At 45.7% G+C, this 19,641-nt stretch carries 18 protein-coding genes; 11 read left to right on the forward strand and 7 right to left on the reverse strand.

Annotation, left to right across the window (positions count from 1 at the left end):
• Positions 1-32: 32 nt before the first annotated feature.
• The 5 genes from sixA to H6F66_RS25320 all read right to left on the reverse strand — a co-directional run bounded on the left by sixA (position 33) and on the right by H6F66_RS25320 (position 8,328).
• Positions 33-530, reverse strand: coding sequence for a phosphohistidine phosphatase SixA (gene sixA / locus H6F66_RS25300; protein WP_190427400.1), 498 nt, complete (start codon positions 528-530; stop codon positions 33-35).
• Between the two features lie 28 nt (positions 531-558).
• Positions 559-1,845 (reverse strand): bifunctional oligoribonuclease/PAP phosphatase NrnA, encoded by a 1,287-nt coding sequence (locus H6F66_RS25305; protein ID WP_190427403.1) that lies wholly within the window; start codon positions 1,843-1,845, stop codon positions 559-561.
• A 367-nt stretch (positions 1,846-2,212) separates the two neighbouring features.
• Entirely contained in the window at positions 2,213-2,710 is a 498-nt protein-coding gene (locus H6F66_RS25310; protein ID WP_190427406.1) for an HNH endonuclease, read from the reverse strand.
• A 280-nt stretch (positions 2,711-2,990) separates the two neighbouring features.
• Positions 2,991-6,464: a PAS domain S-box protein gene (locus tag H6F66_RS25315; RefSeq protein WP_190427409.1), complete on the reverse strand. Its 3,474-nt coding sequence runs from the start codon at positions 6,462-6,464 to the stop codon at positions 2,991-2,993.
• Positions 6,465-6,993: 529 nt separating this feature from the next.
• A complete protein-coding gene (locus H6F66_RS25320) occupies positions 6,994-8,328 on the reverse strand; it encodes an N-acetylmuramoyl-L-alanine amidase (protein WP_190427411.1) in 1,335 nt (444 codons plus the stop codon).
• Between the two features lie 183 nt (positions 8,329-8,511).
• On the opposite strand from H6F66_RS25320, the gene pgl reads away from it, so the two are divergent.
• The 3 genes from pgl (at position 8,512) to H6F66_RS25335 (ending at position 10,999) form a co-directional block, all read left to right on the forward strand.
• Positions 8,512-9,234 (forward strand): 6-phosphogluconolactonase, encoded by a 723-nt coding sequence (pgl, locus tag H6F66_RS25325; protein ID WP_190427413.1) that lies wholly within the window; start codon positions 8,512-8,514, stop codon positions 9,232-9,234.
• An 81-nt stretch (positions 9,235-9,315) separates the two neighbouring features.
• Positions 9,316-10,089 carry an FHA domain-containing protein gene (locus tag H6F66_RS25330; RefSeq protein ID WP_190427545.1) on the forward strand — a complete coding sequence of 258 codons (774 nt, stop codon included), beginning with the start codon at positions 9,316-9,318 and terminating at the stop codon, positions 10,087-10,089.
• Positions 10,090-10,543: 454 nt separating this feature from the next.
• Positions 10,544-10,999, forward strand: coding sequence for an FHA domain-containing protein (locus H6F66_RS25335; RefSeq protein ID WP_190427548.1), 456 nt, complete (start codon positions 10,544-10,546; stop codon positions 10,997-10,999).
• Between the two features lie 304 nt (positions 11,000-11,303).
• On the opposite strand, the gene H6F66_RS25340 is transcribed toward H6F66_RS25335, so the two are convergent.
• A complete protein-coding gene (locus tag H6F66_RS25340; RefSeq protein ID WP_190427414.1) occupies positions 11,304-12,206 on the reverse strand; it encodes a pyridoxamine 5'-phosphate oxidase family protein in 903 nt (300 codons plus the stop codon).
• Positions 12,207-12,218: 12 nt separating this feature from the next.
• Positions 12,219-12,815 carry a glutathione S-transferase gene (locus tag H6F66_RS25345; protein WP_190427416.1) on the reverse strand — a complete coding sequence of 199 codons (597 nt, stop codon included), beginning with the start codon at positions 12,813-12,815 and terminating at the stop codon, positions 12,219-12,221.
• 97 nt (positions 12,816-12,912) lie between these two features.
• Between H6F66_RS25345 and H6F66_RS25350 the strand changes: the two genes are divergently transcribed.
• The 8 genes from H6F66_RS25350 to H6F66_RS25385 all read left to right on the forward strand — a co-directional run bounded on the left by H6F66_RS25350 (position 12,913) and on the right by H6F66_RS25385 (position 19,638).
• Positions 12,913-13,458, forward strand: coding sequence for a TetR/AcrR family transcriptional regulator (locus H6F66_RS25350; protein WP_190427417.1), 546 nt, complete (start codon positions 12,913-12,915; stop codon positions 13,456-13,458).
• Between the two features lie 560 nt (positions 13,459-14,018).
• The gene (gene ndhL / locus H6F66_RS25355; protein ID WP_277873954.1) at positions 14,019-14,255 is read left to right on the forward strand and encodes an NAD(P)H-quinone oxidoreductase subunit L; all 237 of its coding nucleotides are present in this window, start codon (positions 14,019-14,021) and stop codon (positions 14,253-14,255) included.
• A 63-nt stretch (positions 14,256-14,318) separates the two neighbouring features.
• Positions 14,319-14,633, forward strand: coding sequence for a DUF3007 family protein (locus tag H6F66_RS25360; protein ID WP_190427434.1), 315 nt, complete (start codon positions 14,319-14,321; stop codon positions 14,631-14,633).
• Between the two features lie 144 nt (positions 14,634-14,777).
• Entirely contained in the window at positions 14,778-15,572 is a 795-nt protein-coding gene (trpA, locus tag H6F66_RS25365; RefSeq protein ID WP_190427437.1) for a tryptophan synthase subunit alpha, read from the forward strand.
• A gap of 177 nt (positions 15,573-15,749) precedes the next feature.
• Positions 15,750-17,102, forward strand: a complete 1,353-nt coding sequence (locus tag H6F66_RS25370; RefSeq protein ID WP_190427440.1) for a hypothetical protein — start codon at positions 15,750-15,752, stop codon at positions 17,100-17,102.
• A 92-nt stretch (positions 17,103-17,194) separates the two neighbouring features.
• On the forward strand, positions 17,195-17,566 hold the full coding sequence (locus H6F66_RS25375; protein WP_206755807.1) for a hypothetical protein: 372 nt from the start codon (positions 17,195-17,197) through the stop codon (positions 17,564-17,566).
• 14 nt (positions 17,567-17,580) lie between these two features.
• The gene (locus tag H6F66_RS25380) at positions 17,581-18,240 is read left to right on the forward strand and encodes a DUF4114 domain-containing protein (protein ID WP_190427446.1); all 660 of its coding nucleotides are present in this window, start codon (positions 17,581-17,583) and stop codon (positions 18,238-18,240) included.
• 192 nt (positions 18,241-18,432) lie between these two features.
• Complete coding sequence (locus H6F66_RS25385; RefSeq protein WP_199295419.1) at positions 18,433-19,638, forward strand: hypothetical protein; 1,206 nt, start codon at positions 18,433-18,435, stop codon at positions 19,636-19,638.
• Positions 19,639-19,641: the final 3 nt, after the last annotated feature.

Here is a 19,641-nt window from a genome sequence, read left to right on the forward strand (position 1 = left end):
TCGCCCTTTTTACCAGAATTATTTTATCGGCATTACAGTAACAGCTTGGGTGCTGTCAGCCAAAATAGTTCGCTATTACCTATGGGCGAACCGCTAGATGGCAAGTTTAACCCGATAATTCCTGCTTTTTTCAGGATGATTGCTGCTTTGACATTACCCCAAACCAAGATTTCTGCCCAATTTCCCAAGTCTGGTTGATGACCAACTAGCGCTAACTGGGAACCGCCTGAGTTTTGCCATGCTTCTAACCAGTTGATCCAAGTATGGATGTTTCCACCGGGAGCAAGTTGGTTTGATTCTTCTAGATGGGAACTCAGATTAGTGTGGTAGAGAATTTCGGCAGTTTGACGCGCCCTTACTAGGGGACTGGTTAGAATCAGGTCGAAATGCAGATCCAACTCTTGCAGCCGTTTTGCTACTTTAGCAGTTTTTTGCTGCCCAACGGCTGTTAAGGGGCGATCGCGATCGCTTTCATACTCAAGTGGATCGGCTGCGATTCCGTGACGAATTAAGTATAGTTTAGTGGTCATTGGTAATCATCTTCCCCACTCCCAACCTTTACTCTCCATGAAGTAGGTTATCTTTGGGGTTGACCAAGCGGAGGAGTTTTTGCTTGATTTGGCTGTCAAAAACTTCCCATTTTATCTTGGCGTACTCGGAATTTTCATTAAACCCGCCCAAAAATCCCATTGGGATTTCAAAGCCGCCTGCTGAAAGTCTACCACCACCAAAGAAGCGTCCCTGACTGTCTTGCCCAAAGGCTTCTTTGATAAATTCGTCGGGGTCGAGGGTAAGTTTGCTGGTTCTCAGAGAACCGATGACGACTTCGAGTTCTTCGTCTTCGTCGTGGACAATCCCGTAAACCACAGCAGTGTGGACGTTTTCTTCTGTTACTAGAAAATCTGCCGCTTGGGGAATGGCATCTCGGTCTTCGTAGCGGAGGTAGCCGACACCAGCGATGGAGAAGTTATTCTGGACGATGCGGTTAGTAAGCGATCGCTCGATCACATCCATCACCCGCTTAGACCGATAAGCCTGCAAAACTGCATTCAGCAGTTGAGCATCATAAAATCGGCTCAGATACCCCGCCGCCTGAAAATCCTCTTCCTGCGCCTGCATCAGTCGGTTAGTATCCGACCTTAACCCGTGCATCAACGCCGTAGCGCATTTAACGTGATCGCTGACGCTGCTATCTAACTTCAGTAAACCCGCCTGGAGATACTGAGTTAAAATCGTGGCAGTAGCTCTGGTACTAGGGCGAATATCTGTAAATTCCGCGTTGAGTTCGTTCTGCGTACTGTGATGGTCAATCACAACCCTAATCGGGATGCCAGCCTGTTGCACCAGAGGCAGTAATTGACAAGTAGTGCCTTGATTATCAATCAAAACGCATCCCTGATACACGGATAAATCTTTTTCCTTCAGGCTCTGGATACCCCAGCGTCTAGCAGGTAAACCCGTAAGTTTAACCAGAGCAATATTTTCCTGATGGCTAAGAGTACCAGCATAGACAATTTCGCACTGGATATTGTACTGCTTAGCAATAAGTTGATACGCCCAAGCTCCAGAAAGAGCATCTGGATCGGGAAAATCTTGTAGTAGCACCAGCTGGCGATCGCCTCGGTGACGCTCTAAAGTTTGTCGTAGCAACTCGACTACACGTTCTGGCGGCCGTTCGTTCGACACTCTTCTAGAATAATTTCCCGAAGCATTGCTCGATTGTTTGGCAGTTGGCTCCATTTCTTGAGTTTCCACAACAGACCCTGAATTTTGCTGATTGTCTATAGACATCGACTCAGCGGCTATTGAAGAACCATTGAGAGGGTTGAGCAAATTTGATTGCATATAAATGACGCAATGTCAAAGTATTTTCTGATTAATATTCCAGTTACTGCCGCAATCGTCCTCACACTTACTGCCAGATGTTTGAGGGTTGGCCAAAATTGATCCAGGCTATGAACAAGAAGGCTACATATGCTTCAAACCCGCTTTTTCTGAGCCAACCAGGTTTTCAGACGGTGGTGATAGGATGCCGAGCTGGACAGACCGACTTATTCATCGATCTTGACAAAAAAATTGACCAGCCGCACTCCCTCTGTGGTCGCGTTTTCCGGACTTGACACAGAAACTTAACAGCTTAGAAATACAAGTTAGTTCTTTCTTTTGAGTTTTGACAAAAAACCCCCTGCACCTATTGATTGGTGTAGGGGGTTTAAAGACCAATTACATATTTTCGCCATTCCTGATGCGTACCACTCTTGAGGTGTTTAGCAACCTCAAAGTGCAGGCTACTGTATGGTTTTCGGGGAGGGTGTCGCAATATCATATTTGCTTCTTTGGGAGTGCGGCTACCTTTGTTGACATTGCACCGGACGCAAGCGGTGACAATGTTTTCCCAGCTATCACCACCACCGCGAGAACGGGGAATCACATGATCGAGGGTTAAATCATCACCCGTGTAAGAGCAGTATTGACAGGAGTGATTATCACGATGGAGGATATTTCGACGGGTCAGAGGAATTTCCTTGTAAGGAACTCGGACATAGTATCGCAGTCGAATAACCGTTGGTAATGGGAACTCTGTATATACGAGTTTGCCGTTGTGTTCAACTTGTTCGGCTTTCCCTTTGATCAACAAGACTGCCGCGCGTCGCCAGCTCGTTATATTGAGCGGTTCATACGAGGCGTTTAACACCAGAACCTTGCCCATGAGTGATCGAGATAAGAGAAGATTTTCCCAGATAGTAACACAGCTGACATAGGGGCAGCCGGGGAGAGTGGGAGATTCTTGTTAAGAGTTTCAGACTGGAAACGCTCACAAGAGAGGCGCTACCTCCCCCAAGGACTCAGGAAAGCTTGGATCATACGTGAGGCGGTCGCCTCGCTAATAGCATTCCCAGTTAAAAATTTTTAACGAAAAAAATTTTTTATTGTGTTGTAGGGACATGGCATTGCCATGTCCCTCCAGATGTATCGCTTTTCAGCCGCACTTATAGAACTACGTGGTTTTTAACTTTTTTCCCAACCAGGAGATAAGTTGTCATGTTGCCTTTGCCTTTTACTTGAATAACACCCCGCTCCTGAAACTGATACTGATATTTTAATAATTCGTATGTAGCATCTGTAACTTGTATTTCACCGGGTATTCCGTGGGATTCCATGCGAGAAGCGGTATTCACCGTGTCGCCCCACAGATCGTAAATAAACTTTTTGATACCAATAACACCAGCAACAACTGGCCCAGTGTTGATGCCGATACGGATGCTGAAAGTTTTATCGTTTTTGCGGTTGAAGTGAGCGATCGCATTCTGCATATCCAGCGCCATCGCCGCGATCGCTTCGGCGTGATCGGCTCTGGGTGTCGGTAAACCACCTACTACCATATAGGCATCGCCGATAGTTTTAATTTTCTCCAATCCGTGTTTTTCAGCTAGCAGGTCAAAAGCTGAAAATATCTCGTTAAGCAACTCTACGAGTTTAGTTGGCGGTGTATCAGCAGAAAGTTCTGTAAAACCAACAATATCGGCAAATAAAACTGTCACTTCGGCAAAACTGTCAGCAATGGTACTTTCATCTCCTTTCAGCCGCTCAGCAATTAACTTCGGTAAAATATTGAGCAACAATAATTCCGATTGTTCCTGTTGATAGCGCAGTGCTTCTTCTGCTAGTTTGCGCTCAGTAATATCTTGAACAGTGCCTTCATAATACAAAACTTGCCCTTGAGGATTTCTAACGTTGCGTGCACTTTCAGAAATCCAAATAATACTACCATCCAGACGATAAACTTGAGATTCAAACCGGGACACCGAATTATCCTTCTGCATGGCAGCAATAAATTCCGCACGTCGGTTAGGGTCAACGTAAACTTGCTGCTCAACATTGGTAATCTTCGCCATCATTTCTTCTGGTGAAGAGTAACCATATATGCGTGCTAATGCAGGATTCACGCTGATATAGCTTCCTTCAAGAGTGGTTTGGAAAATGCCTTCAACCGCGTTTTCAAAGATGCTGCGATATCTCTCTTCGGCTTGGCGCAGTGCTGCTTCAGCTTGCTTGCGTTCGGTGATATCGCGGGAGTTAACTACCATACCTGCTATTGATGGATCGTCCAGTAGATTGCTACCAGTTGATTCGAGAAAACACCAAGAGCCATCCTTTCGCGGAAAACGATATTCACAAGAAAAAACAATATGAGGGTTGTCAAGAGATTTTTGGAAAGTATCTGCAACGCGAGAAATATCATTTGGGTGAACCATGAACAAGGTATTTATGCCGATTAAGTCCTCCTTCTGGTATCCCAAAATGTTGAAAACCGAAGGACTTTGATAGCGGGTAATACCGTCAGCTCCAAAAATAGTGATTAAATCCGAACTGTTGAGAATCAGAGAGCGGAATTTAGCTTCACTGGTAGCGAGTGCGGCTTCAGCAAGGCGTGCGTCGCTTGCTTCCATCGCCAAAGCAGCCATATACGCCAAATAACTAGCAAAATTCTGCTCCTCCAGCGCCCAGCGTCGAACTGTACCGATGTGTTCCAGACAAAGCACCCCCACTGTTTGCCCCCCAACCCGAATTGGCGCATCCAACATAGAAGCAATCCCCAAAGGAGCGAGATAAGATGCGGAAAACTCCTGAGTTCGAGGATCGGTGTGAGCATCGTCAGCTGCAATTACACGATCCGCTTCCAACGCTTGGAAATAGCCTGGATAGTCAACATCTGCCAGTTCTGCGCCACTGGTATGCTGCTGGTTACGCAATTCATACAAGTCAACGCAAACCAATTTTAGATTTTGGTTTGTTTCCTCTGCCCTGCTCCCACTCTCCCTCTCTCCCCAGTCGCCAGTCGAGAGCCTCCAATTGTAGAGCCACACACTGGCGCGTTCCACGTCTAGAGTGTTAGTTGCTGTCTCGGTAATCTCCCGCCATGCAGCGCTCAAATCTCCGGCGTAGATGGGCTGACACCTAGCCATATCCAACAGCGCTGTCTGCTGTTTGCGTAGCCGAGTCTCGCTTTCTTGGAGTGTCGCTTCTTTCTGGCGAATTTCTGCTTCGGCTTGTTTGCGCTGGGTGATATCCCGAACTACGATACACAACACCTCTCTACCACCATAGGAAATCGGGTTGGCAGAGACTTCCACATCCACAAGAGTTCCATCTTGCCGCTGGTAGCGCCGTTCTCCCAGGACGTGATGTTTTTCTGTCAGGATACGCTGAATATTTTGGTCAATGGTTTCGCGACGCGAGGCTATTACATCATAAATTGTCAGTTTTAGCAACGCCGTGGAGGTGTAACCCACCAGTTCAGCAAAGGCGGTATTAGCTTCCAAAATGCGTCTGGTATCAACATCAACCAGAAAAATTCCTTCCGAGGCTTGCTCAACTACGGCGCGGTGACGTTCTTCGCTTTCTTGTCGCTGACGCACTTGATGTTCTAAGGCTGCCAGCATCAAGTTGATGTTGTCACTCAAGCTGGACAATTCATCTTTTCCCTGGCTTTCAAGGCGCATAGAAAGGTCGTTGCTCTTGCCAATTTTCTTTACCCCAGCGTTCAAAGAAGCCAACCGCGACAAAACTAATCGCTCCAGAAGCAGCAAGGTTATGCCGCCAAAAACCGCTCCCACCACTAGCAGGGATGCGATGAGATAGCGCAGGCGGATTTTGCCTTGCTGGTAAATTTCTCTGGGGATATCCACCCGCAACAGCAGCGCAGGCTTGCCGTAGATGTCTTTTAGTATGGTGTATCCGGCTGTGCGATCGCTTGTGGCGTTGACTGCAATCTGTCCTTTCTGCAACAAAGCTTTTTGTGCTGCTTGAAAGTCAACAGGCATCTTGGCATCATTTAGCCTGTGTATGGTGACGGGAAAACGGTTGATCCGACTTATCTTTTCCAAAGCGGCAGCATCTAGATAGCGCCCAAAAATTAAGGCTCCGCGATTCGCTCCTTTGCCATTGGTTGGTAAAATAGGCTGCGAATTAATCAGCATTGCCCCTTCAGGAAGCAGCAGCAGTCCCGCCAAACTGCGATTAGATAGGGGACGTTGTAAAAGCGGATCTTTGGGGGAAATGCGTTCTCGAATCAGCGCTGGAATCGGGGTTTTTTTCTGGCTTTTTAAATCAAAACCTGTGCCAAAGACAATTTTTGAGTTTTTGTCGATGTACAGCACCAAGTTAACCCGTAGGTTGGTGAGGGATTCTGGAATGAGATTTGATTCTATATAGGCTTGGTTTGGGTTTTCGATAAAGTTGTAAGTGTCATCCCACTTAGCCCAATCAACAGCAGTAACGCTTAAGTCGTTTCCGGTTTCGGCAAAAATATTAATTGTTCCCTTAACCACTTGGCGGGCATTGTGTTCCTCTGCTCTGGTGAGGCTACGCAACAAGATGGTCGAGGAGGTGGCATACAGAACCCCAACTAGACCTACGAGGGTCGCGCCAATGACGAGTAGTGTCTTCGTTCGCAGTCTCATTTGTAGGGCTGATAAGGTTAGGGTGATTACAGTTCTATTTAGGCACAGGACTATAGACAATAATGTCGTCTATAGTCCATCGTCTATCCTCTATCGTCTATCGTCCAGTGTGAAAATGCTAAAATCCGGCTTAATTTGATGTAGCTCGTCTGGAGGTGGCGTTGCTGCTACAAGGGAATGCTGTCGATACATCTCGGATAAGGTTTTGCTCCCCCGGCTTGCAACGACCCCGTTTTTAAGGGGGTGGAAAGAATAGCCGCAATACTGTTCGGTTAAAGGAAGAAAGCCAAAGCGATAATCGTGGTAGAGGCGTTAAGATAGAACGTCTCTACAGGGCTTAAATTCCCGCAAGCACCCCTTAACCCTTACACGATTAGGAATTTTGTAACTACACCTTGTAGTAGCACCTCTAACCTAAAATGTTGGGTAAAGCAATGGTGCAGAAAGCCAATTTCTCGACCACGTTCGGGAAATTATTCGCTTTTTCAAAATAGGTTGACGATTTTGGATTTATTGCTAATCCAAAATCTTACAGTAAGCCTGCTGACTCATAAAGCCGTCTGAGAGTTGCCTCAATTCTAGCGCCGTACTGTGGATCTGCCGCCCAACGTCCGCTTAGCTGCTGGATCAGAGGCGCAATCCCTCGTGTGACAAAGCGAAAGCGGGGGTCTACCTGTTCTTGTACCAAAGGCTCCAGACTAGCATAAGCTTTTAAATGTTGGATGTGCGCTCTGACACCAATTCTGGCGCTGGGAAACGATGCGCTTTCGGAAGCACCGCCGACAGCTCCCAAACCTGCAAAGTTGTTTTGGCTAGGTCTGATATCGCTACCGAAGCGCAAAAAGCCTGTTTCTACACACATTTGCGAGAAGGCAATGTCATAGTTTACGCCTTCGATGGTTGCTTCTTCCCGGTAGAGTTTAGGTAAGTCAGGAAACAGGGCGAGGGCGTTCTCATTGTTAGCTTTGAGGAACATAATCAGCTGCACCTCAGATGTATTACCATGTCCCATAATTCGGTCAAACTGACCGGGACAAATTGGTAAAATCGACCGCAAAAACAGGGTACGGGTGGCGCTATCCCAGCTCACAGAAATATTAAAGCTCCGCAGTTCGACGGCTTTAACATAGACGACACCCCGATATGGTACGCGACGGACTGAGGTGTTATTTGTCAAGTCAATTGAGAGCCTGTCTACCAAGTCAATTGGGATGTAGGCGTTGCTATTGATCAGGATGCCTTTTTCCCCGTACAACTGGTTGTTAATGTTGATATTTATGGGAGCATAGGTAGGATCAGTGCCAGGAACGGTGCCACCATCACCTCGGCTCCATGAGGCAAGTCCGTCTGCTATTCCTAGTGCTAGGTCGCGGCGACGATTTTGAATTAAAAAGCGGTCGTCTGGGTTGGTGAGAAACCCAACTTCCATCAGCAGGGAGGGAATAGTGATGTTACGGCAAAATTCTAAACGACCTACGCCTGTGGCTGTGTCTGGTTTAACTCCCCGACTAGGCAATTGGGGAACGCGGCGCAGTAGTGCCAGAAGTAGCAGTTCAGCATTTTTCTTGCGCTCGTCGTTGTTGGCAATGTAGTAGACGCTAGCGCCTCTAGTCGTTGGGTTGGACATGGCATCGGCATGAATTTCGAGCGCTACATCACCGCTACGAGCGCGGGCGTTTATCCAAGAAATTGTCTGCTCCATTGTCTGGTCGTCGGGGACAGAAAGAACTTCAAAATTGCGCGATCGCAATTCTTGTAAAATTAGGTCGCGCAGTAAAATCATCTCCTGGGCTTCTGTAGTGCCAGCAACTCTCGCGCCCGGCTCTCCAGCACCGTGACCTGCTGAAATAAAAATTCTTCCCATTTCAGATATTCTCCCTGCTGTAAAAGTTATTTATGTCAATCAACCAGAATAAGGATTTTTTGATGTAACGGCTAGTATCGCTCCTAATTCCAAGCTCTCAATGATGATATAGGTATCGATGGGTGCAGTTAGACAAGAAACAGTAATATTTTCGGTATGGTGTGACCCAATATAAACATCCAAATGAATAAAATTGTTGAAGTTTTACCGGAGCGGACGGCGCTGATAGAGCGATCTCTGGAAATATGTCTAGAACAAATTCACAAGGCGATAAATGAGCGATCGCTTTGTACTATAGCTTTATCCGGTGGTAGCACTCCCAAGCCTCTGTATGAAGCGATCGCTTCGCAAAATCTTCCTTGGGACAAAATTCACATATTTTGGGGTGATGAACGCTACGTACCGCCAGATCATCCCGATAGCAATCAACGCATGGCGCGTAGCGCTTGGCTTGACAAAGTTAATATCCCAGCTGCCAATATCCACCCCATACCCACCGACGAAGCCGACCCAGCAGTAGCAGCCGAGAAACACTCTCAACACCTCCGGGAATTTTTTCAAGTTCAACCAGGAGAGTTTCCGGCATTCGATCTGATTTTGTTGGGGATGGGAGATGATGGACATACAGCTTCTTTGTTTCCCCACACAGAAGCATTACAAGTACGCGAAAAACTGATAACAGTGGGTGACAAAGACACTCAGCCCCGCATCACCTTTACAGCGCCACTGATTAATCATGCCCGTTGTGTGGTATTTGTTGTTGCTGGTGCTAGTAAACGCCCCGCCTTAGCTCAAGTTTTTGCCTCTACTGCTGATGACATGGAATATCCCAGCCGATTAATCCAGCCCCAAGGGGAACTTTGGTGGCTTTTGGACGAAGCTGCTGGTCTTGAGCTAAAAAGTTAAAATCCCTGGCAATTCGGAATATATTTGAATCTGACCTCCCACTCCACTAATCAGGAGGGATACCGTCCGCAAGGAGATTTTATGATTGTCTGCCCCAATTGTAATCACCAAAATCCTGATGGAGCGCAAGCGTGTGAGGCTTGCTACACTCCCTTACCCGCTACTACAGCGTGTCCCAACTGTGGCGCACCTGTTCAAACCGATGCCACCTTCTGCGGTCAGTGTGGCACTAACCTCAAACCTAGTAACCCTTTAGAGGTAGAGGCATCAGCAGCACCTGGGCCGCTGCCCAGCATACCGGACTTAATGAACCCCGATCCGTTGGTAGCACCCGATCCCTTAGAGGTTAGTTCTCCACCATCTATCCCCAGTCCAGACATACCAGATCCAGTACCAGTACAAGCTACTGTGGTCAATGAACCCCCAACCTCAGGGAGCAGCGCTGAATCCTCATCGGAGCCTTCTTCTCGCAGCACAGGGGCAAGTGGGGCGGCAATGCCTGGTAGCTCTAAAACTCAACTACAGCAGCAGAGCGCCCGCCTGCTGCACACCCAAACGGATACGATGATAGAATTGCCCTCGCAATTGTCGGTAATTCACATAGGCAAGCCAAATGACCAGATTCCGCCTGATATTGATGTTTCGGGTTTTCCGAATTCAGAGATTGTTTCGCGGATTCATGCCGATATCCGTGTAGAGGGTGATGCCTACTACATTGAAGACGTTGGCAGTTCTAATGGCACATATGTTAACCATAATCCCCTGCCTAGTGGTAATCGGCACCGTCTGAGAACAGGAGATCGCATTAGCTTAGGCAAAGGTGATAAGGTGACATTCTTGTTCCAAGTTTCTTAAGGCTGTCTTCAAATCGCTCATAAAAGTGCCAAAGTTTACGCTGTGCAAGCCTTTGGGGTGAGGGGTCATGGCAATTGCAGACACTTTTTTTAAGTGATAGGCTTGAGGAAATAAATAAGCATCGCTATCAGGTTTGTGTAAATTCCACCCCTAAAGCTAAAAAGTATGAGAGCGGTAATCTTACTGAATCAATTCAGAGGTTACACGGACTCAACACCGTCATGGTACGATGCGATTGTAACGCCCGTGGGTATCCTAGACTAAGGACACAAAAAACTGGTGGAACGATGTCAAAAGCTTGTCTATTCCATCTACTCACGTCGTACCAATTCGCAGTCTGACTCCAGTAGTTGAGAGATAAATCTCAATTTATTGATTGAAAGATGTTACATCTGTTCAGACTGTTACAATTCCCAAGCCTAGAGGCGGAAATATTTAAAATTATGTGACATCGGTGATTACCCTGACACTGCTGCATCCTCTCCAATCTATCCCAGTCCAAAACTGGACTTTTGCCTCCGAATCAGTTATTCGGATCGGACGCTCAACTGAGAATAATGTCATCCTCTATAGCGCCGTTGTTTCTCGTCACCATGTCGAGCTACGCCGTCATGGTGATGAATGGGAAGTTGTTAGTTTAGGTGCCAACGGCACTTATTTAGAAGGAAAACGTATCACCCAAGCACCAGTGGTGGACGGGATGATTATTCGCTTAGCCAGTTCTGGCCCTCAAATTCAGATTCGCATGGGAGCAACAGAGTCAAAGTCCAGGCAAAACACGGTTGCGGGTAAGCAATCATCCCCCAAAACAGAGGGTCAATCTAAAGATAAAGATACTTTTATAGATCAGAGTTTCTACGAGGGAAAAGACACGAGTCAATCTAAGGAGAAGCTACTAAATAAGTTATAAAATCTGGAAAAATTAAATTTTTCAGATTGTATTTAGTTGCCTTTGGCGATCCGGGAACTCTACGTGGATGATGCCAATGTTGCAGGGAATGCCCTCAGCTCTTTTTAGGTGCAACTAAAGTGGTACTTTGAGGACTTCTCAGTTCTTCAAAGCATCAAAATATTGGAACAAATTAGTAAGTCTTATTCTCATCCGTATAAGGGTTGAGTGACACTGCTCTCAACTACCGATGTCCGCGATAGAGAGAAAGTGAAAGGAAAGTTTCACTCGCTGATGAATGATGCAATGTTTTCTACTCTCTGGTTCATCTGGGATTAAAGGGGGAGTATTGTCCAAACCGCCAGCGCAGAGGGGTAGCACCAGCGATCGCTATTACCCGATCGATTTCAAATTCCACTACACGCAAGGCACCAGTAAATTCTGCTAGGCGATCAGCGTCCCATACTACCTTAGCTTTTCCGGTTAGTTGTAAGGTGCTGCCACGTTCAAAGTCAACGAACAATAAGCCAGTATTGGGATTCAGCGAAATATTACCCAGAGTTTGGAACATATTATTACCGGAATAATCAGGAAACACAAGCTTGTTGGCACTCAACACCTTGACAAAACCTGGGTTTCCGCCACGATGAGATGCGTCAGCACCAGCGTCCGGGTGGAAGCTGGCAATGAAGAAGGTGTCTGCCTGGGCAATCTTTTGCTGCTGTTCTTCGCTGAGAGTCTGTCTGTCTTGAATACTAGGCAGACTGTATGGTTGAGCGAAATCGCTCTCTAAGTGGCGTCTTTGGATGTACTGGGGACAGTTGAAATACACCTGCTTAGGATGTACATAAATGCTGCCATCAGGCTGAACTTGAGCTTTACCGTTTAACCTTAAGCGCCTGCGAGTTGCCAGATCGATCGCCAGGATACCAATTTCATCTCTCACCCGCAAGTTTTCGTTGAGCAGATCGCTATTAACTGGTGCTGCTTCGATCCGCACCGTTCCTGTCACTACCTGCACGAATCCAGGTTCACCAGTCAATAGGGATGCCCAGACGCGATCGCTTGTATCGACGGTGCTGGCGATCGCTAGTCGTTGAGTACGCAGAAAGTCAACAGCTGCTGGCTTAACAATCTGGCTAATAATGTGACTCAAAGCTTTAGCTGCTTCTTGGACACCCGCACGTTGTTGAATCGCCAGTTCTCCGGAATGATATATAGATGTCATTGCTTGCTTGTCTTACAAACCGGGCATTCCAATGTAACCTGGTAGTTGCTTAATCCGGTTAATCCAAGCTCGCGCATGGGGATAAGCTTCGAGAGAAACTTTGCCATCCCCTGCTAAGCCGACATAAGGGTAGCAGGCGACATCTGCAATAGTTGGGCGATCGCATTCCAGCCAAGGACGCTGTGCTAAGTGTTCGTCTAAAATCTGAAGTACCTGATGTGCTTTTTTCTGAGCTAGACCCAGGTCTGTTTGCACGTTGAACAGGAAATGTAATCTGGCTCTAGCTAGACCTTGTTGAATCTCATTCGCCGCCATAGACAACCACTGCACAATTTTACTGATCAATTCAGCAGACTCTGGTAGCCAACCTTCATCCCCGTAGCGCCGCGCTAGATAAACCAGAATTGCCTGAGCATCCCGAATCACCACATCGCCATCCGTCAGGACTGGTACTTGCCCCAGTGGGTTGAGCTTGAGAAACTGTGGAGATTTTTGCTCTCCGCTCATCAGATCGACAGGTACAAGGTCATGCTCCAAACCAAGCAGCGACAGCATCAGCCGTGCTTTATGACAATTCCCGGATAATTCGTGATAGTACAACTGGATCATTAACTGCTCCTAGACGTGTCTTTGTACCGAACGCTCGGTTATAAAAACTGTACCGAGCGTTCGGTATAATGTCAAGAAGACAATCAGAGTGTTGTAGATGGAAAAAGAGGAAGCGATCGCCCGAATAGTAAAAGTTTTTCAGCAGTACGGCTATGAGGGAGCGACGCTAACGCGACTTTCAAAAGCTACTGGTTTAGGCAAAGCCAGCCTTTATCACCATTTCCCCAAAGGAAAAGAAGAAATGGCGGCTGCTGTTCTCAATTCGCTTAACCATTGTTTAGAACAAAGTATCCTCGCACCCCTGCGCGGCAGCGGCGAACCGAGAGAGCGAATTCGCCTGATGAGTATAAAGGTGGATGAGTTTTACAATTGCGGTCAACAAAGCTGTCTTTTAGCGGTACTGGCAATTGGGGAATCCCATAACCTTTTTCATACCCAGATCGGATGCGCCCTTAACCTTTGGATCGATACCTTGGCGCAGGTTTTGATTGAGGCGGGATTTAATTCAGACGCAGCACGGCAAAAAGCCGAAGATGCCATTTTGCAGATCCAGGGATCTCTCGTGCTGGCGCGGGGTCTTAATGACACTGCACCCTTCAAGCGTGTCATTAAGCGCCTACCAGAATATCTGCTAAACCCTTAAGTTGCAGTTTAAAAATTTGGAAATGGGGGCAGAGGGACTTGAACCCTCACGACCTTTTCGGGTCAACGGATTTTCATTCTCTCGCAGCTTTCGCTACTGCCAATAGGCTTTGAGAATTGGACTCTCTCTTTACCCTCGGCTTAACGTTAGGGTAGCTCCCGTCGAGTCTCTGCACCTTCCGAAATGATTTTGGATTTTCGATTGGTTTTGGATGTATCCCCAATTCTTCAATCTAAAATTATTTGGCTTGGCTCAGGATTGCCATATCTGTTGCCAGATTTAGGTTTCCCTGAATTTGAGAGCGGTCACTTGACAAATTTCTTCATCAAGGCTCAGTTTTCTAAGTCCGTAGCGTCTGCCATTCCGCCATGCCCCCGTGTTGAGAGATGTAATCTCTTATTTAGTACGATTTTATATCTTACACTCTAACTGGCTAATAAATGCAACTATCTTTTTGGCAAGGTGGTTAAGCGGCTTCCAACAAAGGGTAAAATATTTACAGTTAGTCGGGCATATAAGCGGCTGTTTGTGGTGTCCCCACACGGACGCTGGTACTGCTACTGTCTGGTTCTTCTACTGCAAGAAAAAATATGTTGGTTGCGATATTGTATCTAGTTCTGAGTGGAACCTACCTGATAGTTGTTCCCTTCGCCCTATATGCCTACCTGCAAAAGCGGTGGTATGTTGCCAGCTCGTTTGAGCGCGGGTTCATGTATTTTATGGTTTTCTTTTTCTTCCCTGGTTTGTTGCTGCTCAGCCCATTTTTGAATTTTCGGCCGAAGCGTCGCCTGGTGTAGAGCTAACATAAGAGCTTTTGATACTCAGCGAAGGCTGTAAAGCTGAAAGCAAATATCTTTAAAATGCGACGAATTGACATCATTGGGATTGGCATCGGCATCTTTGTTGCTGGTGGGTTAGCGTATTTGGTTTTGCAGTTGGCGGGGCTAGATAGCCTGGAGGCGGGTATTTGGAGTCAGCTGCTGTTGGTGGGAGGGTTAGTCGGCTGGCTGCTGACTTACCTGTTCCGAGTCGGGACGAAAAACATGACTTATAACCAGCAGCTGAAGGACTATGAGGACGCAGTGTTACAAAAGCGGCTGGAAGAGTTGACTCCGGAAGAATTGGCTAAACTGCAAGCTGAAATTGAACAAGAGAAGAAACTGAAAAGGCAATAGACCTCTTGCAAGAATATTTAGAACCCCTCCTTGACAAGCGGAGAGGGAGGAAGAAATTTTCCCCTCTTTGAAAAGCGGGGAGGGTGAAAAGGAATTTTGCAAGAAGTCTAATGACTAATGACTATTGACATTGGCTACTGAAAAATGACTTCAATTCGAGAGTGTTTTGAGTCTCTGCGCGATCGCCACCAGTGCGCTTTGATTCCGTTTATCACGGCTGGCGATCCGGATCTGGAGACAACGGAATCGGCTTTACGAGTCCTTGATGCCGCTGGTGCGGATATGATTGAGCTGGGTGTTCCCTACTCAGATCCGTTGGCAGATGGGCCGACGATTCAGGCAGCTGCTACGAGAGCTTTGCAACGGGGAACTCGTTTGGACCAGGTGCTGGAGATGGTGTCGGGTGTTAGTCACCAGATACGATCGCCTATTATTCTTTTTAACTACTACAACCCAATTCTCAACCGGGGAATTGAAACTTACTTAAAGCAGGTAAGTCGTGCTGGGGTAAAGGGTTTGGTGGTTCCCGATTTGCCTTTGGAGGAATCGGAGGTGCTGCTTGAAACTGCTGCTAGTCTGGGAATTGAAGTAATTTTGTTGGTAGCTCCCACCAGTTCTGAGGAAAGAATAAAAGCGATCGCGCATCAGTCTCAGGGATTTATTTACTTAGTCAGCGTAACTGGAGTGACAGGAATACGCTCAGAAATGGACTTCCGGGCGCAAGATTTACTCAAGCATCTACGGGCTGCAACTGATAAACCCATTGGTGTCGGATTTGGCATCTCCGAACCAAAACACGCCCGTCAGGTGAAAGATTGGGGAGCAGATGCGGTAATTGTGGGTAGTGCCTTTGTGAAACGGTTAGCAGAAGGAACGCCAGCAGAAGGATTGGATGCGATCGCTCAGTTTTGCCAAAGTTTGAAAACTGCGATTTTGTAAGCGTAGCACCTTTAAAGTTATCAGCCATAAGGATTTGCTTGTTCTCAGACATATATCTGAGAACGAGATTTTGTATTGAAAGTTTGCAGAATTGGCAAATTTATCAGACCAAACAGAAATTTTCCTGATAGACGTACTCAAATCAGTATGAGTAGCTAGCACATCACAGCTACATTCATGCGCGTCTCGACTGTTGCTATTTGTACCTTAGCGGCTTTGACTGCTAGGGAACTCGCCCAGGAAGCTAATGCCAATCCTAGTTCCAACCTGCCGATTAAGGAACCAGAAACCGACAATTTTGTTGTTCCAGTTAAGACTGTTGAAATAAACCCGTCTGGCTCGATTGCAGCGCCAGAAATACTAGCACAACAGCTAGAGTCAGGAGTCAAAAGTCAAGACTTTCTAAAAACTGTTATGGTTTCAGAAGAGCTTGACGACTCAAACATCTCTGGTACAAAGTCTTTAGCTGAATCTCCTTTAATTGACAGGGAAGTGGAGGCTTTACGCTCTAAAAAAATTATTTCTCCCGACACTGGGGAGGACGCACCTCCCAGTCCTCGTTCCCAGGCTGAGCTGAGGAAGCAAAATACAGGGGGGGTCGGTACTGGTAACAGATATGAGGAAGCGGATAAATGGACTCCCAGCGCCTCATTACGACGAGCTGCGGCGTTGCAGGTAACTCCGCAAGTAGCGCCAGAATGGTCAGTTAGTAAAGGCGAAGAAATTTCACCCGATTCAACAAATCAGCTGGCACAATTGCCAGATAACCCAACCATAAATGTACCCTCTCTAGAGGAAATTCGCAGATTGCAGTCGCAGCTTGGAGAGGTAGAAAAAACTGCTGAGTTTGGCGATGTTTATCGAGGTTCGCCGTCGCTTACCATCGTTACTCCTACAGGTTTTGGTGCAGATAATAACACTGGTTTTATCAGCGCCACCTATCAATCCCGGACACGATTCGCCGATGTAAGTGATGGAGGGCTAGGTTTTGGAGTCGGCTTAGGCGACGCTCGGAAGTCGGTGGGTGTAGAGTTATCGTATGCGATCGCTAGTTTTGGCAGCAATCGAGATTTTGGTAGTGGCGGATTTAACGCCAAAGTGCATCGTCGGTTAGCAGAAGATTTATCTATTGCTGCTGGCTGGAATGGATTTTTAAATATTGGCGATGACAACGACTTTGAGAACTCAGTCTATGGCGTTGTTACTAAAATTTTCCGAACCCGCGACGATATCAACCAGCCTTTTAGTCGAGTCGCTGTAACAGCTGGTGTGGGCAACGGACAATTCCGCACCGAAAGTGCTGTTGACGATGATAGAGGTGGAATCAATGTTTTTGGAAGTGTGGCAGTGCGGGTGGCTCGTCCTGTTAGTTTGATTGCGGAATGGACGGGACAAGATTTGGGAGTGGGAGTTTCAATTGTTCCATTCAAAAATATTCCTCTAGTAATTACCCCTGCACTGCGTGACATTACTGGCGCAGGAGATGGAACGCGGTTTGTATTGGGTACTGGGTTTTCTTTCAAGTTTTAGGTGGTGATATTATGGACTTTTGCATAACTAAAGGGCAACATTCAAAAATCAAAAATTTAAATATACTTCTCTATCTTTTGCCTTTTACTTGTTTGCTTCTTCAGTCTTTTCCTGTTAACGCCAATCCTCCCAACCAATCAGATAATACGGGAACTAACATATGGAATAATACAGCGCCCCGCTTTGGTTCAAGTAGCAAGCTTGATCCTGAAATTATTAATACTGCCAGAAGACTTTCCAAAGATTTAGATGATGCCTATGGTGCTTGTGTTGCTTCTGCGGAGGCAATTGCTAAGTTGCCGCGAAGATTTGCCAGAGGAGCAGCGATTTCTCCAGTAGATTGTAACACCCCGGAGTGTCAGCGACTAAATAGCTTGTTAGAAGAAACCAAGAGATTTATCAGCGGTTTGGACAGTTTGGAAGCGGAAAGATTGAGGGCTAGTGGAGCTTTGGAAATTTGGTAATTAATGGAAAAAATATGAAACTTAATCAGATGATTCCACCGGCTTTAATCAGCGCGATCGCGCTAGGATTATTTAGCATCATTACCACCCCACTCCAAGCCCTAGAAACTTTTGGTAATGAGGGCATTCAATTTGAACTAGACACTATTATTGAATTTGAATTTGTTGAATCAAACGGAGCATTTCAGTCAACGTTTGGCGTTATTAATTTAGATACAGGTGAGAAAACCCCTCTAATTAGTGAAGCCAAGCCCTCGAATAAACCACAGGATATCTCCCGTCCATCCGATTTTCAGGACGACACAGGCGTAAGCAACCAAAATGATTTTTTAGGAACTCCTGGTGATGCAGTTCCGCAACCGTTAGCTGAGTTTAAGTTTCAGGCAAATACAAGATATGCCTTTTACTTAGAATCTTTTTATAATGGCAAACCTGTAGGCATCATCTACTCAACAAATACTGAAAATCCTAACACCAGGCAACAAACTGAGTTTAATGGTGGGATAGACAGTCTTGCTAAGGGTGGTAATCTCATCCGTTGGGACGATACTGGCATAGTAAAGGCTCAACAAGAAAGAGATTTTGATGATTTTATTGTCAGAGTTGGCGGTCATCAAACCTGTCCATCTTCTAGTAATGTTTTCGCTAGTGTCAAATGTCTCACACAAAATTAGGATAGTTATAGGTTAAGTTTTGCTTTCGCTAAATCCAACCTATAACTCAAGCTTATTGTTAGATAGTCTGATAATTTCCAAGCACAAATAGGTGCAAAAATATTAAATAACCTTTAGATGCCTTTGCCTTTTTTACCACCCGTTCTCATCAATCGGCTCCAGATTCTGAGTAAGTTTGTCTCGATCCAACTGGTGATTCAAGCAATAGGTATGGCTAGTGGAATTTTTCTGGTTCGCACACTGGATAAACAGGAATATGCCTATTTCACTATTGCTAATACTATGCAAGGGACAATGAATTTATTAGCTGACATGGGTATTAGCAGTGGTCTATTGGCAATTGGAGGAAAGGTTTGGCAGGATCGGTACCGTTTTGGTCAATTGATCAACACTGCAATGCAGTTGAGACGCAAGCTGGCAACAATTGCGATCACTTTAGTTACGCCTCTTCTGCTGTGGCTATTATTCAATAACGGAACATCGCTTTTATATGCAATTTTAATTACTATTACTGTCCTGGCAGGGCTAAATTTCCAGTTGAGTACTGTTATATTAGGTGTAGTTCCGCGATTACATTCACAGCTTAATTATGTCCAAAGGTTAGATTTTATTTCTGCTATTGTTCGACTAGCAATTTTAGTTGTTGCTTACTTTACTTTTTTGAATGCTGCCATAGCTATTTTGACAGCATCAATTGCCTTGGGGTTGCAGCAATTGTTTTTGAGCCGTTGGGTTATTCATAGCATTGATATAAAAGCACCCGTTTATGAAACAGACAAATTAGAAATTTTACAAATCGTCAAAAGTCAAGCACCCAATGCCTTATTTTTCTGCATTCACGGACAGCTTACTATCTGGTTGATCAGCATTTTTGGGGATACGAAAAGTATTGCTGAAGTAGGAGCTTTAGGACGGTTAGGGGTTATATTTTCCTTAATTTATGCGGTTATGCAAAGTATTATTTTGCCAAGCTTCTCTCGTTGTCAGTCAGTTATTAAGTTTCGCGATCGCTACTGGCAGGTTCTGGTAATTTTTTGTATTTTTGGGGCGTCTTTAATAGCAATCGCTAACTTTTTCCCTAAAGAACTATTGTTAATATTAGGGCAAAAATATGCTCACTTAAAACAAGAATTGCTGTTAATAGTTGTTATAAATGTTCTAAATGGTCTTTCAGCAATTATGTTGTCAATTAATACTTCAAAAGGATGGTTACAATATTACTGGCTGAATATTCCGTGTATTATCTTGATTGAGGCTGTTATGGCTTACTTTCTAGATTTATCTACCACTTATGGAGTTTTATTGCTGGCAATGGTATCAGTGATTCCAGGGTTAATATGTAGTGGTGCGATTACTTATATTAACTTATTGCGTTGGTCGGTTGTAGCAAAAGAGTAATTA

This window comes from Trichocoleus sp. FACHB-6 (assembly GCF_014695815.1).
Lineage (GTDB): Bacteria > Cyanobacteriota > Cyanobacteriia > Cyanobacteriales > FACHB-T130 > Funiculus > Funiculus sociatus.